The organism is Paenibacillus hodogayensis, from assembly GCF_039536325.1.
Lineage (GTDB): Bacteria > Bacillota > Bacilli > Paenibacillales > NBRC-103111 > Paenibacillus_AB > Paenibacillus_AB hodogayensis.
This window is the reverse complement of record NZ_BAAAYO010000021.1, coordinates 44556-60004: the sequence shown is the minus strand read 5'-3', so window position 1 is coordinate 60004 and position 15449 is coordinate 44556. Positions and strand designations below refer to the sequence as shown.

Here is a 15449-nt window from a genome sequence, read left to right as displayed (position 1 = left end):
CCATGCTTACTCCTCAAAAATCTTCGTCAGCAGCTCGCCGAGCGCCTGAAGCGCCTGCTCCTCCTGCTCGCCGTCTATCTCCAGCGTCACTTCGTCATTTTTCTGTATGCCGAGGGTCAGCATGCTGAGCGAGCTTTTCCCGTTCACTTTCTTGCCGCCCTTGCTCACTTGAATTTTCGCCGGGAAGGCGCTCGCCGTCTGTACGAACACCTTGGTCGGACGCGCGTGAAAGCCAGACGGATTGGATACCGTATAGGTTTCTGTTATCATGTCTCTTCGCTCCCTGTCTTCTGTTGTACGAACTCCCGAATGCGTTGATGGCTGCCGAGAGACAGTGCTTGATCCGCAAAGTCGATCCATTCGCGGCGCGACAGCCGCTGGATCAGTGCCCGCGCCGGCAAGATCGAGCCCGCGCTCATGCTGAATTCATGCAGGCCCAGACCGAGCAGCAGCGGAATCGCCGTCTCGTCGCCAGCCATCTCGCCGCACATGCCGACCCATCTGCCTTCCCGTTCCGCAGCCTGAATGACCATGCGTACGAGCCGAAGAATCGACGGGTGACACGGCTGGTACAAGTAGGACACGTTTTCGTTCATCCGGTCGGCCGCCATCGTATATTGGATAAGATCATTGGTACCGATGCTGAAAAAGTCCGCTTCCTTCGCCAGCTCGTCGGCCGCGAGCGCGGCGGCGGGCACCTCGATCATGATGCCGATCTCGATCCGATCCGACACGGCGATCTGTTCCCCCGCGAGCTTCGCCTTCTCTTCTTCGAGCAGACGCTTCGCTTCCCGCAGCTCTTCGACTACCGCGATCATCGGGAACATGATCTTCAACTGACCGAACACGCTCGCCCGCAGCAGCGCCCGCAGCTGAGTGCGGAACAATTCCGGCTGGCTGAGGCAGAGCCGTACGGCCCGCAGGCCGAGAAACGGATTGCTTTCGGACGGCAGCTTCATGTACGGCAATTCTTTGTCTCCGCCGATGTCGAGCGTACGTATGACGACAGGCTTGTCGTTCATCCGCTCCAGCACATGTTTATACACGCGGAACTGCTCCTCTTCACTCGGGAGCGTGTTGCGTCCCATGTACAGAAACTCGGTGCGAAACAGACCGACGCCTTCGGCACCATTCTCAAGTACCTTCTGCAGATCCTCAACGCTGCCGATATTCGCAGCCAGTTCCACGCGGTGGCCGTCGCGCGAATAAGTCGGCTGGTCGATCAGCCGGCGCAGCTCGGCCCGGCGCTGCTCGTAGGCCGCCTTGCGCGCCTGATACAAGGCAAGCTCCGCCTCCGACGGATCGACGAGGACGACGCCTTCGGAAGCATCCATAACGATCCACGAGCCTGTATTCACGTTCGCCAGCGCTTCGCCGACGCCGACGATGGCCGGCAACTCCAGCGAGCGCGCCATGATTGCCGAATGGGAGGTACGGCTGCCGACCTCTGTGACGAAGCCGAGTACGATACCCGGTTGCAGTTGAGCGGTATCCGACGGCGTTAAGTCGCGGGCAATCAGCACACAGGGCTCGGTAATCGCGGACACGGCGGCATAGGAGACTCCACGCAAACGGCTCATGATGCGGCCGGCCACATCGCGGACGTCGGACGCCCGCTCCCTCAGGAGCTCGTCGTCCATTGCGTTCAACGCCTCGATGAAAAAATGGGATACCTCGTAAAGCGCGAAGGACGCCGTCACACCTTCCTGTTCGATTTTATCGATAACGGCATCTATTAGATCCGGATCGTCCAGCAGCAGTAGATGCGCTTCGAATATTTCAGCCTTCGCCGCGCCCATCCGCTCCTCGGTTTGCCGCCGAATCCGCTCGAGTTCGGTCCGCGCTTCCTCTACCGCTTGCCGGAAGCGTGCGGATTCGATCGAAGCGTCTGCCGCCTTATCAGGAGCGGGCACGTAATGTTCTTCTTGCAAGCGACACGCTTTGGCGATCGCAATGCCGGGCGAAGCGCCAATGCCGGCTAACTGCCAGGCTGCCATGCTAGCCATAGGAATCCCTCCTTCTCAAGATGAAGCGGCGGCCGTAATCGCCTCGTAAGCTTGCCGGATTGCCTCGTGCAGCGGATGCGAGGGCTCGATCGACGTATAGTTGGCAATGGTCCGGCTAAGTCCCAGATTCGCCAAATCCGCCTGGATGTTCGCCGCCTCAGGATCGGATGCATGGTCAAAATGCAGCGCAGCCGCCATCGCCCAAACGAGTCCTTCTACCGGAAGGCCCCGTTCGAACGCTTGCAGCGCGGGACGGACGAGCCGATCGTCCGCCGACAGCTTGCGGATCGGCGAACGGCCCACGCGGGCCACTTCGTCCGTGAGGTACGGATTCACGAAACGTTCCAAAATCTTATCGATATACCGGGCATGCTCCGCGGCATCGAAGCCGTATTTGTCGATGAGCAACGCGCCGGTCTCCTCCATGACGCCACGCACCCGACGACGCAACTCCGCATCCGCCAACGTTTCCTGAATCGTGGCTATGCCACGGAGGTAGCCGAAATAAGCGGCCGCGCAATGTCCCGTATTGACGGTGAACAGCTTCCGTTCGATATAAGGCTCGAGTCGGTCGACATAGTGGATTCCCTCGATACGGCGGAAGCCGGGAAACAGTTGCGATTCGTCTACGACCCATTCGTAGAACGGCTCCACCCGAACCTCCAGCGGATCCTCGTTGTGCTGGATCGGTACGATCCGGTCGACGGCGGCATCGGGAAAGACCGCCATCCGGTTTACCCGCTCCAGCGTCTCCCCGCTCAGATGAGCGAACACCCGCTCCTTCAGCTGCGTGCTGCCGCCGATCGCATTCTCGCAGGCAATCAGCTGCAGCGGAGCGCCGCCGCGTTCCAGACGAAGCTCCAGCCCCCGGGCGATCCCTTCGGCGATATGCTTGAGAACGCCCACACCGACAGCCGTCGTCACGATATCCGCCTGCGCCACCGCCTCGGCAACGGCCTCCAGCTGATTGCCGTGGATCGCCGTCACATGCTCCACCCGGAACGTCTGCTGCTCCGCATTCGCCAACCGTACCGTGTAGGCCCGCTTCTCCTGCAGCAGGCGAACCAAATCGCTGTTTACGTCGGAAAAACAGACCTCGTAGCCCGCCTGCGACAATATCAGCCCGATGAAACCGCGCCCGATATTCCCTGCGCCGAAGTGCAGCGATCTCATCATTCCATTCCTCCTTGGAGAATATCCACCAGCTCTTCGGGTGTGGAAGCGCCCATGATCCGATCGATGTTTTCGTCCTCGGAGAAGAACATCGCCACCTGGGTCAGTATGTCCAGATGCTCACTGCCCGCCGCTGCAATCCCGATCACAATCTGCGCTTTCTCGTCATCTCCGAAGTCGACGCCGCCCGGAATTTGTACGACAGACAGACCAGTGGAGACGATCAACGGCTTGGAGTCCTGCGTCCCGTGCGGAATCGCCAGACCGTTGCCCATGTAAGTGGACAACGTTTGCTCGCGCTCGATCATTTTATCGATGTAGCCGGGCGCTGCATGGCCCGCGTCGACAAGCAATTGGCCGGCCAGCCGGATCGCTTCGAATTTATCCTTCGGTTGTGCATGCAGCTTCACTTTATTCGCAGATAGGATACTCATATGGTTCCTCTCCCTATTTTCCGATTTGTATGTTACTCTTCCGCAAGATTGCGCCCCAGCTTAAACCATGCGGAAAGGGCTTTATTGAAATACCTATTCTGAAATACGCAAATCCTTGACAACGTGCGGCTGCAGGCTACCGGTCTTCCAGGAACGCAGCCAGCTCTTGGGACAAAAATTGCTTAATCTGCTCCTGGCTGCCTTCGCGCAAAAGCCGGATCATCTCGGGCAGCAGGAGGAAGGAGCTGATCTCGCTAAGCACCTCTAGGCTCTCCTTCGACAGCTGCTTCGGACCCAGCATCAGCAGCACCTGCCGGACGCCGGATGGCGCAGAACGGTCGAGCGGCAAATCAACGGACAGCCGGAACAACGTGATCGAGGGGCGACGCACCTCTCCGCTACGAATATGAAAGAGCGCCAAGTCCGTATCCGGGATAATTTGGCTGCTCTGCCGCTCCCGCTCCTGCAGCAGACGCACGATGGGCTCCGCCGCTTCGATCGTTCCCGTAGGCGCTATACAGCGGCAGAAAGCATGGAGCGCGTCCTCCAAATGGTCAAAACGCTCGTCCAGCCGGTATACGGCGAAGTGATCGAGGATGGAGACGATTTCGTTCACATACAGCCGGATTCGGTGCAATCGGCTCGCAGCAGCAGGCTCTTCCGGCGGCTCTTGTCCTTCAGACTCCGTCTCCTCCTGACCGAGCGTGACATTCTGGATAAACAGCCTCAGTCGTTCGGCCTCTTCCTTGGTCAGTAGCGGGCTCAGCTTGATATATTTGTCCACGCTCAGGGGCAGTTCCACCGTGGAGATGATGAGATCATATTCCGTTGGCGGAATCCGGGAAGCTTCGAACCAAGAGGCGTTCCCGACGATGTCGATTTGAGGCAGCTCTTTGGTCAAGCGGACCGCCAGCATCTTGGACGTGCCGATCCCGCTAGTACAGACGAGAATCGCCCGCACGTTGCGGCGGAACTGCTTTTGCCGTTCCATCGAAGCTCCGAAATGCATGACGAGAAAGCCGATCTCTTCGTCCGGTATCGCTAGATCCGTGATCGTTTCATTAACGGCGAGACGTACGTCTTCAAACAGCGTGTCGTAATCTTTGCGAATTTGCGCCAGCAGCGGATTGCGGATAGTCAAGCCGCTTTGCAGCCGCTTCAACGCCGACTCGAGATGCGCCAGCAGTCCGTCCCGCAGAGAGCGATCCTCGGTAAAGCCGCTGCCGCACCGTGCTTCCATCTGCCGGATCAGCCGCCACGCAATGTCCATATACTCCAGTTCCTCGAGCGGCAGCAGCTGATTCGGATCGGCTCCTGCGCCCGCTTCCAGCAGACCGGCGATATGCGCCAGCTCCGCCGCCGGCAGTTCCCATGGAAGCCGCCGGGATAGCTGGACAGCGATGCCGGTTAACAGCTCGCTCTGCCGGACGGCGCCGCCATTGACCGCGCGTAATTCAATTCGCCGACCCAGCAGGAAACGAGCCACAGCGATCGAGATATCCAGGAGCAGGTCGGTGTAAGCCTTGTCGGACAGCTCCTTCAGCCCGGCTTCCTCTGCCTGCCAGAGGACGTCCTCCACTTCGTGGAAATACGCTTTGCCGCTCAGTTCCAGCAGCTTCGCCGTTACAAGCGACCGTACCCCATCCGATTTGCCAAATAATTCTGATTCGTCCAGCCCTTCGCGGGCAAGTGCGGAGATCAGCTTTCGCTTATTGGCTTCGCTGCCGTTCAGACCTACGCCGTAGCCGCGGCGTCGGACCAGAATCAGATCGGAACGGCGCACAGCCGGCTCCAGATCGTCCAGATCGTGCGTGATGGTCGGAATCGTTACCTGAAGCTCATGCCCCAAGGCGAACAGCTTGATCGGCTCCTCCTTCTCCAGCAGCATGCAGAGGATGAGTACCCTCCGCTCCTCTGCGGAATATTCGACTGCCGTAATTCCCCGGAGCATGAATCGGAACGCTTCCAGCCGATCTGCCGGGCCTTCCAGATGAATGCCCTTGCCCGATTTCTTCTGAAGCGTCAGCCCCGATCCTGACAGAGTCGTCTCCAGCTCCGTCAGCTCCCGGTGGACCGTTCGCGTGCTGACGCTGATTTCTTCCGCTATTTGACCTGCCGTGACATCTTCCTCCGGGCGACCGAGCAGCAACTCCAGAATTTGACGCTGCCTGTGGGTCAGGCTCATGCACTTTACTCCTTATAACCAAAATGGAGATGACGCGGCAGTGCGCCAGCGTCATCGCGGATAAGTCAGCTCAAGCGCTTTACCAAGGCGTCATATTCCGGGCTCTTCATGAAATTATCGATCGAGATATGCTCGGCTTGAGGAGCCTGAGCGCGCGCCCGGTCGGTCAGCGATTTATGCGTGATGACGATATCGGCATCACCGGGAATCTCGCTGATCGCAGTATTGACTACGGTGACGCCGACGCCGGCTTCTTTCATTTTCTTCCGCAAAATCGAAGCGCCCATCGCACTCGAACCCATCCCGGCATCGCAGGAGAAGACGATCTTCTCTACCCGGGAAGCGGTTTGGACTGGATGTACCGCCAACGCACTCATCGCTTCCACTGCACTAGCGGCAGGGACTTGCATCGGCGCTTCCTTCATCTGCTTCATCCGGACTGCGGCCGCCTCCAGATCTCCGGTCTCCTCGGCCTGCTTGCTCGTCTTCAGCAGCAGCGCTGCAACGAGGAAGGACGCGATCGTGGCGGAAATGACTCCGGTAAAGATCGATAGCATTCCGCCCTTAGGCGCCATCGCCATATAAGCGAAGATGCTGCCCGGCGAGGGGGATGCCACCAATCCGGCCTGGAACAGGGAAAAAGTGAACGTCCCCGTCACGCCGCCCGCGATCACGGCGAGAATGAGGCGCGGATTCATCAGAATATAGGGGAAATAAATTTCATGAATTCCGCCGAAGAAGTGAATAATAGCTGCGCCAGGAGCGGACAGCTTCGCCGAGCCGCGGCCGACGAGCCAGTAAGCGAGCAGTACGCCGAGTCCGGGGCCCGGGTTCGATTCCAGCATGAACAGAATCGATTTTCCTGTCTTGGACGCCTGATCCAGCGCAATCGGACTGAGTACCCCGTGATTGATTGCATTGTTCAGGAACAAAATTTTTCCAGGCTCGATAAGGATGTTCGCAAGCGGCAGCAGCCCGGCATTCACGAACACCTGCACGCCTGCTGCAAGCGCCTTGCTGACGACTTGAACCGCGGGACCGACCACGGTATAGGCGACGACTGCCAGAAGGCCGCCTATTATCCCCGAGGAGAAATTATTGACAAGCATTTCAAAACCTGATTTAACCTTGCCTTCCACCAGCTTGTCGAATTTCTTCAGCACCCATGCCGCAAACGGACCCACGATCATGGCGCCAAGGAACATCGGGATATCCGTTCCGACGATGACGCCCATTGTCATGACCGCCGCGATAACGCCTCCGCGGGTGCCGTGAATCATCGTCCCGCCCGTATAGCCGATCAGCACCGGAAGCAGGTACGTAATAATCGGATCGACGAGCTTAGCCAGCTGCTCATTCGGAATCCAGCCGGTCGGGATAAACAGGGCCGTAATGAGCCCCCAGGCGATAAAAGCGCCGATATTGGGCATGACCATGCCGCTTAAAAAACGTCCGAAGCGTTGTACGTTAACCTTCACTCCGGCCGCAGAAGTTGGTTTCTGTGTAGCAGCTGTATTCATTTAGAATGACCTCCTTTGTATCGTTTCATGTTTCTATCGTAAGGCAATAACGCTTTCACCATCAATCGACTCAAAATCGCTTTTCGTCATCAATATTGTTGACAACATTTTTTTCTCCTACTCCAATAACGGTTGGTAGCGCTTCCTTCAAACGAAATTAAAAAGCACCCCATAGAACTTATCGGATGAACCATAAGAGGTTTCCGATATCCGTTCTAAAGGGTGCATTCTTGTCCACACTGGGCAGCGACTTATCTACTAAAGCGAAACTCCATCGCTCGCTTAAGCGATGTCCACGAGCGTTCCGCCCGCTTCGGCCGACCGCCCCTCCGCTTCGGCAATCGCCAGCGTCGTCAGCGCCTCCAGCGGAGTGACCCGCTCAATCGGCCGGTCATGCAGGATCGCTTCGGCGCAATATTTGATTTCTCGATAATAGCCGGAATCTTCGGGAAGCTGCGGGGAGAAGCCTTTGCCGTCCCGCGGATTGTCGCGCAGCACGCGTTTCTCGTACACGAGGTTGCCTCCTTCGAAATTGACCCGGAACGCCATCTCGAAGCCGAACTCCCCGGTCAGCGACCGATCGCATTGCGAGCTGACGATTTTCCGGTCCGGATACACGTAATTCGCGGAAATGATGTCGAACGAGCTTCCCGGCAGCACGTCCCGCGCGAACGCCGACACCGCATCCGGCTTGCCGAACAGCCAGTTGATCATGTCGATATCGTGGATATGCAGGTCGAATAACCCGCCGCCGCTCGTTTCCTTGCGCACCATCCAGTCGTTATGCGTCCATTTCGGCGGATGGCCGCCGCGAAAAAAATGAGCGGACAAGACGTTGCCGTAGCGGCCGCTGGCAACCGTGTCCCGCAAATATTCGTATTCGGGCCAAAACCGCAGCACATGGGCAATCATCAGCTTCTTGCCGCTCCGCTGCTGCGCCTCCACCATACGGCGGGCTTCCTCGGTACCGAGCGCCATCGGCTTCTCGCACAGGACGTGAAGCCCTTTTTCGAACGCCTTGACCGTCATGTCCGCGTGCAGGTAAGTCGGCATCGCGATATCGATGAAATCGAGCTCCTCCTCCGCCAGCATCTGCTCGAAGTCGGTATAGTGGCGGTACCCGGACAAGTCCGGCCCTTCGCCCGCAACCGGGATATTGCCTTCGACGAAAACGCCCTGAAACTTGTTCTTGTCCGTATCGCAAATGGCGGTCAAGCGGAGCGGGAACCCTTCCGCCTCCAGCCGTTTGTAATTCGTCAGATGCGTTCGGCCCATAAAGCCGAGCCCGACCAAGCCTACCTTCAGCATACTGTTCTCTCCTCGTATCGGTTCTCGTCTAAACCGGGAAACGGATCGCGTTCGGCCTCGTCCAGACGAGATGCTGAACGAACCCTTCCGCTATTGCGCAGCCGGCTTGAATGCCTCGCGTCTTGCCGAGCGTTCGGACAAAGTCGACGATATCGACGCCGTCGTGCTCCTTCAGCCAGACAAGCTGGCTTTGATGCTTGCTCAGCATGTCCAGCTTCGTCTCCAAGTGGTCGGTTACGTCGACGTAAAACGTCGGCTCGAAGCCGAGACCGGACAAATTGTCCATGTAGTAAAGAGCGGGCACCCGATCGGCAGCCGGGTTGCTCGTCTTGAACCACGGCAGCGTAGCGAAAAACGTCGCATGAAACACGAGCTGACTGACCGCGATATGATCCGGCATATAGTCGTTCGGCGCATGCGTAATAACAATGTCCGGCTTGGCGTAACGGACGAGGTCGATAAACGCCATCCGGTTCTCCTGGTTTTCCGCGATGATCTCCCCGTCGCCGAAGCCGAGCGATACGACCTCGCAGCCGATGACCGCCCCGGCCGCCTGCGCCTCGTTGCGGCGAATGTCCGTCAGCTCCTCGGGCGGTATCGTATAATGCCCCTTATCGCCTTTGCAGGCGTGGCACAGCACGATATGATGGCCGGCTTGCTTCAGCTTGGACAGCGTTCCCGCGCAGGATATTTCGATATCGTCGGGATGGGCGCCCACCGCTAAAATATTCATGCGTATTCTCCCTCTCTTCGCAATGTGCCGCTCGTATTCCGCATGCTTCAGTTCAGTTCGGGCTCGAGCGGTCCGGCCAGCTCGTTCAGGAAAAACAGCTTCCCGGGAAGGGTCGGCATGAAGCTCGACGGCACCCACGGGTCGGGACCATACTTCAGCGTTACGAGCAGCGACATCCCTTGCCACATCATGCCGCGGCCGAGCGCTCCGTCCGCCCCGCCGATCGCATAGTCGGCTTGCAGGAACAGTCCGGGACCGACGGTGTTGGCGTAGCACGGCACAAGCGTCGTCCGGCTCTTGAAGCTCGTGATCGCGTTCTGCTCGATCGTAAGCGGGTGCAATCTGGCCCCGATCCGGTGCGTGGCAGCACTCCACTGCGCTTCGCTATCGTACTCGCCGGCAAAATGCGGCTCCCAGAAAGCGATATGGAACACGCGGCCGATGCCGTACACGACGGCAAGCTTGGCCCCTTCGCTTTTCAGCCGGGCAATTTTGTCGGCATAGGACGGCAAATTCGCCTTGGTCGCAAAGTTGCGCTGCGATTCGGGGACGGTCAGCTCGCCGAGCAAGTCGTAGAAGCTGTGCTCCATCGCGTATTGAAACGCCCCGGGATTCGAGGCCGGCAGCGTGTTGCCTTCGGCATCGCTCCATTCGTCCATATTGAACCCGTACACATGGGAGGCGTCGACGTTCCAGGCTTTCAGGAAGAAGACCGTCCATTTGTACATCCCCATCGGCCCTACCGGCAAAATAAGCGCCAGCTTCTCGCCCCGCTCCCGCGTGTTCTTGATCAGCAGGGCGATTTCATGCCCCATGAACGTGTCGAACTGCTCCAAGCTCGTACACGACACCGACTGGAAACTTTCGTGCCAATGCGGCTCGCGCTTCAGCGCTTCCTGCGGCGGCAAACCCGCGCAGCGATCGATTTTCGCCAAATCCCAGCCGGCCGGAAAAAAGCGTTCCATCAGCGAGCCTTCAAGCGTCGTAAGCAGATTCATTCTGCCCCTCCTCCTTCAACCGGCCGGTCAAGCCAACCAGCGCTTCAAATTGTCGATCGTCATGCGAATATCCCGCGCCTGCTCCTCGCCGGCGATTTCCCGCTCGATAATCAGCTCGCCCTCATAGCCGATTTCGCGCAGCCTGGCCAGAAAGGCGGGGAAATTCACCTTGCCGGTGCCGACCAGCGTCTCTTTGCCGAGCAGCTCGCCGTTCGTCGGGTACAGCCCATCCTTCACATGCACGTTGCGGACGTAAGGGCCGATGACGTCCAGCGCATCGATCGGATTGCCTTTCCCGTACAGGATCAGATTGGCCGGGTCGAGATTGATGCCCAGATTGGACGTGCCGACGCGTTCGATCGTCCGCAGCAGCACAACTGGCGTTTCCTGCCCGGTCTCGAACCAGAAGCCGAGTCCGAGTGCTTCGCAATATTGCGCGACTTCGCGGATCGCGTCCACGACACCCGAATAGTTCGGATCGGTCATATTTTCCGGAATGAACCCGCAATGCGTCACAAGCGCGGGAGCCTTCACTTGTTTGGCAAAATCCGCCCAGCGTTTCAAAGTCTCCACCCGTTCCTCGCGGTATGCCTCCGGCACGAGACCGAGCGTTAGCGGTCCTTCTGTGAAATTCCATTGGCCGGGTCCGGCTACCCAGCCCCACATGGCGCTCAGGCGGACACCGTGATTTTGCGTTTCGCGAAGGACATTGTCCGCGATTGCCTGCGTGCACAGCTCCGGGTTCCAGCCGATCAGCTGGCAAACGTTCAAGCCGAAGCTGCTGACATGCTCGAAGCAATGGCCGTTATTTTTCAATAGATTGACGACGCCGATCTCCATCGTTACGCCTCCGTTTCTTCGAGTAACTGCAAGCAACGTAATCATAACGTGGAACGGGCGGCCGATCTTTAGACGATGACACGTCTTTTTTGCATCCCCATTTGCAAAATCGTTCGAAAAATTTGCATTTTCCGCCTTAACGTGATTACGGGACGTCGAGAGAAAGGAATTTCTCCCTTTGCGTTGAAATGAACAAATAAGTTTTCGAACAGAGAGGGGATTCCCGACCATGCGATTCCCGCGTTATGAAATCCGCGAAGACATCCACATTCGCAAGCTAATCTCGTGCTATTATTTCGAGCTGTCCAAAACGTACAAGTATGCGGGCGAGAAACACGATTTCTGGGAAATCCTCTACGTGGACAAAGGCGAGATCGAGATCGACACCGACTACGGTCATTTCAACCTCAAGCAGGGCGACCTGCTGTTCCATGAGCCGAACGAATTTCACAGTCCCAAGAGCAACGGGAAAATATCGCCGAACATCTTCATCGTCACCTTCGAATGCGAGTCGGAGCCGATGGCGTTTTTCCTGAGCAACAAGCTGTTTCGATTGCGCGAGAAAGAAAAAACAGTGCTCGCCCTGCTGATGGAGGAGGGCTGGAACGCCTTCGGACCGAGCCCGATCAACAGCGGCCGCATCTTGTACCCGCGGGAGGGCGCGCCATTCGGCAGCGAGCAGCTGTTCAAGGCGCACCTGGAGACGCTGCTGATCCACCTGATCCGCTCCGGGCACGATACCGATAAAACGTCCACCCCTCCCATACCCCGGATGAACCGGGAAAGCGAAACCGCCGACCCGGTGATCAGCTACATGAACGAGCATCTGGGGGACAACTTGACGCTCGACGACTTGTGCGATCATTTCGCCATCGGAAGGACGCAGCTCAGTATCATGTTCAAGAAACGCGTCGGCTGCGGGGTAATCGAATATATGAACCGGCTGAAAATCGACCGGGCCAAGCAATTGATCCGCGAGGACGTCTACAACTTGACCGAAATTTCGGAGCTGCTCGGCTACAGCAGCGTCCACTACTTCTCCCGTCACTTCAAAAAGACGATCGACATGACTCCTTCGGAATATGCGAAAACGCTTTCCGGCGGCTACACGCGCGTCACCAAATAAAAAACGCTTTGCCGCCAACGCCGCCCGATCGCGCGCATGGCAAAAAGCCTCCGCCTCCACCGGAACCGGTGAAAGGCGGAGGCTTGCTAATGGACGACAGCTCCTCCAGAACACTCGTTCTTACCCAAACAAAATTTCGCGATGGCTCCGCTGCGATTCGTACGTGCCCAAAATGATTTCAAGCGAATGCTTGCCGTCCCTTCCGGTCACGGCAGGCTGGCGGTCATGCAGTACGGCGAGCGCCATATCGCGAAGCTGCGCGGCGTGTCCGTCCGGCACGACGGCAAACGGCTCGAATTCGGGAATAGCGAGCGTATCCCCGACGAGGTCCAGCGCGGTGATCGCATCCCCGGTCAGCTCGACCGTTCCTTTATCGCCATGCAGCACGATGCGGTGGTCCGGCTGCCGATAGGCCGTCGTCGTCGCTTCGATGGATCCGAGCGCGCCGGACTGGAACTGCATCGAAACGACCGCTGTATCCTCCACCTCGATATCGCGCAGCACATTCACGGCATAGCCGTGCAGCGACCGTACGGGACCGGCAAACCACTGGAGCAAATCGACCGTATGGATGCCCTGATTCATCATCGCCCCGCCTCCGTCTACCGCCCAGGTCCCGCGCCAGCCGGCGCTGTCGTAGTACGCTTGGTCTCGGTAAAATTTGACATAGCCCGAGCACAGGCTAAGCTTGCCGAGACGGCCGTCCGCCAATAGCTGCTTCACGAAACGCGTCGACGGCGACATGCGCCGCGGGAAGATCGTCGCCAGCTTGACGCCGAACATATCGCAGGCTTCAATCATCCGGTCAGCGTCCTCCAGCCGGATCGCCAGCGGTTTTTCGCTTACGACATGCTTGCCCGCCTCGGCGGCCCGGATCGTTTGCTCCGCGTGCAGCCCGCTCGGCGTACACAGGCAGACGACGTCGATGTCCGGGTCGGCGAGCAGCCTTTCGTAATCGGTGTAGGCCGTCACCCCGTATTTTGCTCCGTACTCCTCCGCTCGCTTCCCGTCTGCGTCGCAGACAGCCGCCAGCTCCGCCTCCAGGGCCCGCTCGATGCCGATAAAATGGCTGAACGATATGCCCCCGCAGCCGACAACCGCAAATCGAATCTTTCTTTCGTTCATCCGCTCCACCTTTCTTTCCCCCATCGCTAGACTTCGCATCATGTTGTCCGTTTGCGGTATTTGCGTCCCAGCCTGCCCGGTCCGCTCTCCCTATCATATACAGCCCGGCAATCGAAAGCTTTAGAAAATCTCTCGGAAATTTTGCATTTGCCTATCAAACCAAAGTGCCAGCGGCATCGATCCAAGCACTGCCGTTCCACCAGATCGGTTTGCCGAGCGTACTGTCAAACCACGACATCGAAACGTACCGGCCTGTTACGGGTCTCTCCGACGAAGGGCCATAGAGGGAAGACTCCGCATAATAAGGAACAAACTGGTCATTTGCCACAATATAGTGGGACTGAATCCCGTTCAACACCTGTTTTCCGATAAAACTCGATATGGCCGGGAGCGAGCAGTTCGTGCATTTGACAGGAAGACTCACGTAACCCGACAGGACGTTTCGATCAAGCACGAAACCGGAGAAAACGGGCCACCCTGCATTATTGCTGGTCATCCCGATCGACGCGTTGATCGTGTTGGACGAATCGCCAATGATATTGCCCGTCACGATCAGGTTGCGGGACACTTGCTGTACCGTTAACGCCGTTATGGAAATCCCTCTGGAAAAATTGTTTAGCGCCGTAGGGGAATGGATTCGATTGTCCAGCAAGTAAGACGATTCGGTTGCGTACAACGTAATTCCGCTTCCGCCCTGAGCATTTCCAAACTTGTAAATATGGTTCTTTTGCACCGTTGCATTGGAAGTGGTGTGGAGCTGGATTCCCATTCCCGAACCGCTAATTCGATTATCCCGGACAAACAGGGGCACATTGCATTTATCGAGATGAATGCCGATCGTATTGGATACGGGATTGCCGTCGACAAACCCGTTCTCGTATACATCGTTTTCCGCTATTACAATATCGGAGTACTTGCCGCCGGCGGAATTATTGATTTCCTTGACGTACAGTCCTTTGGAAGAGGCAGCTGCCGTCCGGTGATTATTGCGATAAATGCTGTTGCGCCGGAACGCAATGTGCTCCACGATCGTAGTGGCGGAATTGGCCCACCCGATGATCTGCCCACCTACGTTGTTATCATGAAGGATGTTGTTTTCCACGGCAACGTTTCTTACGATCCATTGCTCGCCCGGATTGATGCCCCGATTCGGCTCTATATCGATCCCGGCCCCTAATGTCGATACCCATGCATGATGGCCGTGAATGTCATTATTTTTGATCCACACACCGTCGGCGTGAATAATCGAAATCCCGTTACGTCCGTTATTTAGAACTTCATTGTCGACAATCGTAATTTGCCGGTTTAGATTGGCCTCGCCTACTACATAAAACTGTCCGGCTACCGCAGCTCCGTCCCCGCTTGCGCTTGTCAGCTTGCACCCCCGAATCGTCACGTTTCGGGAGTTGATCACTTTAATGGCATGGTGGCTTTCGGCCATATCGAATGGATTGCTATTGTCGCTCGATTGATTTTCCCGATTCCCGTCTAACGTCAACCCTGTAAGGGTCACATTTTGCTTGCCGTTGAGTTGAACCATCGTGCAGTTCGAGTTCGCTTTCAAGCATATGGTCGCATGGCCGATACCGATCACGATGATGTTCGATGGCAGTTCAATCGTACTCGAAATCAAGTAGCTCACTGCGGGTTTCGGTATGACGAGTATCCCGTTCTCAGCGGCTGTCGCAGCGGCTTGAATCGCCGAAGTGTCGTCAGTCGCGCCATCGCCGGAAGCATGGTAAGGAGCGGCTGTCACATCGACAATGAAGCTGCCGATAGGCGGTATGGATCCGGGTCCGTACACGCTTTCGGTGACCGTCCCCCTCCATTCGGCAAAGCCCACATTCTGATTCAGTAAGGTTGTCCCCGCAAGGGTCGCGGCTCCCCCGGCAGCCAAGTATGACAGCAGCTTCCTCCTGGTCAACCGGCTGTGTCCGGTTGCGTGAACCTGTTCATCCTTAACTGTGTCAAGCGACTCTTTCTTCACAAGCTTCAGCTCCC

General features: G+C 57.4%; 13 protein-coding genes. 1 reads left to right on the top strand and 12 read right to left on the bottom strand.

Annotated features, from left to right (window positions below; all coding sequences use genetic code 11):
* Positions 1–6 precede the first annotated feature (6 nt).
* From ABD796_RS33385 to ABD796_RS33340, 10 genes are all read right to left on the bottom strand, one after another.
* Positions 7–270, bottom strand: a complete 264-nt coding sequence (locus ABD796_RS33385) for an HPr family phosphocarrier protein (RefSeq protein WP_344916710.1) — start codon at positions 268–270, stop codon at positions 7–9.
* The gene (ptsP, locus tag ABD796_RS33380; protein ID WP_344916708.1) at positions 267–2006 is read right to left on the bottom strand and encodes a phosphoenolpyruvate--protein phosphotransferase; all 1740 of its coding nucleotides are present in this window, start codon (positions 2004–2006) and stop codon (positions 267–269) included. The genes ABD796_RS33385 and ptsP overlap by 4 nt, the downstream gene beginning before the upstream one ends.
* Before the next feature lie 15 nt (positions 2007–2021).
* Positions 2022–3179, bottom strand: a complete 1158-nt coding sequence (locus tag ABD796_RS33375; RefSeq protein WP_344917532.1) for a mannitol-1-phosphate 5-dehydrogenase — start codon at positions 3177–3179, stop codon at positions 2022–2024.
* Positions 3179–3613, bottom strand: a complete 435-nt coding sequence (locus ABD796_RS33370; protein WP_344916706.1) for a PTS mannitol transporter subunit IIA — start codon at positions 3611–3613, stop codon at positions 3179–3181. Before ABD796_RS33370 ends, ABD796_RS33375 begins: the two co-directional genes overlap by 1 nt.
* A 136-nt stretch (positions 3614–3749) precedes the next feature.
* Positions 3750–5798 carry a BglG family transcription antiterminator gene (locus tag ABD796_RS33365; RefSeq protein WP_344916704.1) on the bottom strand — a complete coding sequence of 683 codons (2049 nt, stop codon included), beginning with the start codon at positions 5796–5798 and terminating at the stop codon, positions 3750–3752.
* Between the two features lie 65 nt (positions 5799–5863).
* Positions 5864–7318: a PTS mannitol transporter subunit IIBC gene (locus ABD796_RS33360; protein ID WP_344916702.1), complete on the bottom strand. Its 1455-nt coding sequence runs from the start codon at positions 7316–7318 to the stop codon at positions 5864–5866.
* Between the two features lie 282 nt (positions 7319–7600).
* On the bottom strand, positions 7601–8626 hold the full coding sequence (locus ABD796_RS33355) for a Gfo/Idh/MocA family protein (RefSeq protein WP_344916700.1): 1026 nt from the start codon (positions 8624–8626) through the stop codon (positions 7601–7603).
* A 28-nt stretch (positions 8627–8654) separates the two neighbouring features.
* On the bottom strand, positions 8655–9359 hold the full coding sequence (locus ABD796_RS33350) for a PIG-L deacetylase family protein (RefSeq protein WP_344916698.1): 705 nt from the start codon (positions 9357–9359) through the stop codon (positions 8655–8657).
* 47 nt (positions 9360–9406) lie between these two features.
* Positions 9407–10357 (bottom strand): sugar phosphate isomerase family, encoded by a 951-nt coding sequence (locus ABD796_RS33345; RefSeq protein WP_344916696.1) that lies wholly within the window; start codon positions 10355–10357, stop codon positions 9407–9409.
* Positions 10358–10384: 27 nt separating this feature from the next.
* Positions 10385–11197 (bottom strand): sugar phosphate isomerase/epimerase family protein, encoded by an 813-nt coding sequence (locus ABD796_RS33340; RefSeq protein WP_344916694.1) that lies wholly within the window; start codon positions 11195–11197, stop codon positions 10385–10387.
* A 229-nt stretch (positions 11198–11426) separates the two neighbouring features.
* Here ABD796_RS33340 and ABD796_RS33335 point away from each other — a divergent pair, with 229 nt between their 5' ends.
* Entirely contained in the window at positions 11427–12323 is an 897-nt protein-coding gene (locus ABD796_RS33335; protein WP_344916692.1) for an AraC family transcriptional regulator, read from the top strand.
* A gap of 120 nt (positions 12324–12443) precedes the next feature.
* Here ABD796_RS33335 and ABD796_RS33330 read toward each other — a convergent pair whose 3' ends face one another.
* Both ABD796_RS33330 and ABD796_RS33325 read right to left on the bottom strand, forming a co-directional pair.
* Positions 12444–13448: a Gfo/Idh/MocA family protein gene (locus ABD796_RS33330; RefSeq protein ID WP_344916690.1), complete on the bottom strand. Its 1005-nt coding sequence runs from the start codon at positions 13446–13448 to the stop codon at positions 12444–12446.
* 154 nt (positions 13449–13602) lie between these two features.
* A complete protein-coding gene (locus tag ABD796_RS33325) occupies positions 13603–15435 on the bottom strand; it encodes a right-handed parallel beta-helix repeat-containing protein (protein WP_344916688.1) in 1833 nt (610 codons plus the stop codon).
* Positions 15436–15449 lie beyond the last annotated feature (14 nt).

What these genes read in the sequence shown, in the direction of transcription:
- ABD796_RS33385 (WP_344916710.1), bottom strand. Translation starts at nt 270, where the DNA reads ATGATAACAGAAACCTATACGGTATCCAATCCGTCTGGCTTTCACGCG.
- ptsP (WP_344916708.1), bottom strand. Translation starts at nt 2,006, where the DNA reads ATGGCTAGCATGGCAGCCTGGCAGTTAGCCGGCATTGGCGCTTCGCCC.
- ABD796_RS33375 (WP_344917532.1), bottom strand. Translation starts at nt 3,179, where the DNA reads ATGAGATCGCTGCACTTCGGCGCAGGGAATATCGGGCGCGGTTTCATC.
- ABD796_RS33370 (WP_344916706.1), bottom strand. Translation starts at nt 3,613, where the DNA reads ATGAGTATCCTATCTGCGAATAAAGTGAAGCTGCATGCACAACCGAAG.
- ABD796_RS33365 (WP_344916704.1), bottom strand. Translation starts at nt 5,798, where the DNA reads ATGAGCCTGACCCACAGGCAGCGTCAAATTCTGGAGTTGCTGCTCGGT.
- ABD796_RS33360 (WP_344916702.1), bottom strand. Translation starts at nt 7,318, where the DNA reads ATGAATACAGCTGCTACACAGAAACCAACTTCTGCGGCCGGAGTGAAG.
- ABD796_RS33355 (WP_344916700.1), bottom strand. Translation starts at nt 8,626, where the DNA reads ATGCTGAAGGTAGGCTTGGTCGGGCTCGGCTTTATGGGCCGAACGCAT.
- ABD796_RS33350 (WP_344916698.1), bottom strand. Translation starts at nt 9,359, where the DNA reads ATGAATATTTTAGCGGTGGGCGCCCATCCCGACGATATCGAAATATCC.
- ABD796_RS33345 (WP_344916696.1), bottom strand. Translation starts at nt 10,357, where the DNA reads ATGAATCTGCTTACGACGCTTGAAGGCTCGCTGATGGAACGCTTTTTT.
- ABD796_RS33340 (WP_344916694.1), bottom strand. Translation starts at nt 11,197, where the DNA reads ATGGAGATCGGCGTCGTCAATCTATTGAAAAATAACGGCCATTGCTTC.
- ABD796_RS33335 (WP_344916692.1), top strand. Translation starts at nt 11,427, where the DNA reads ATGCGATTCCCGCGTTATGAAATCCGCGAAGACATCCACATTCGCAAG.
- ABD796_RS33330 (WP_344916690.1), bottom strand. Translation starts at nt 13,448, where the DNA reads ATGAACGAAAGAAAGATTCGATTTGCGGTTGTCGGCTGCGGGGGCATA.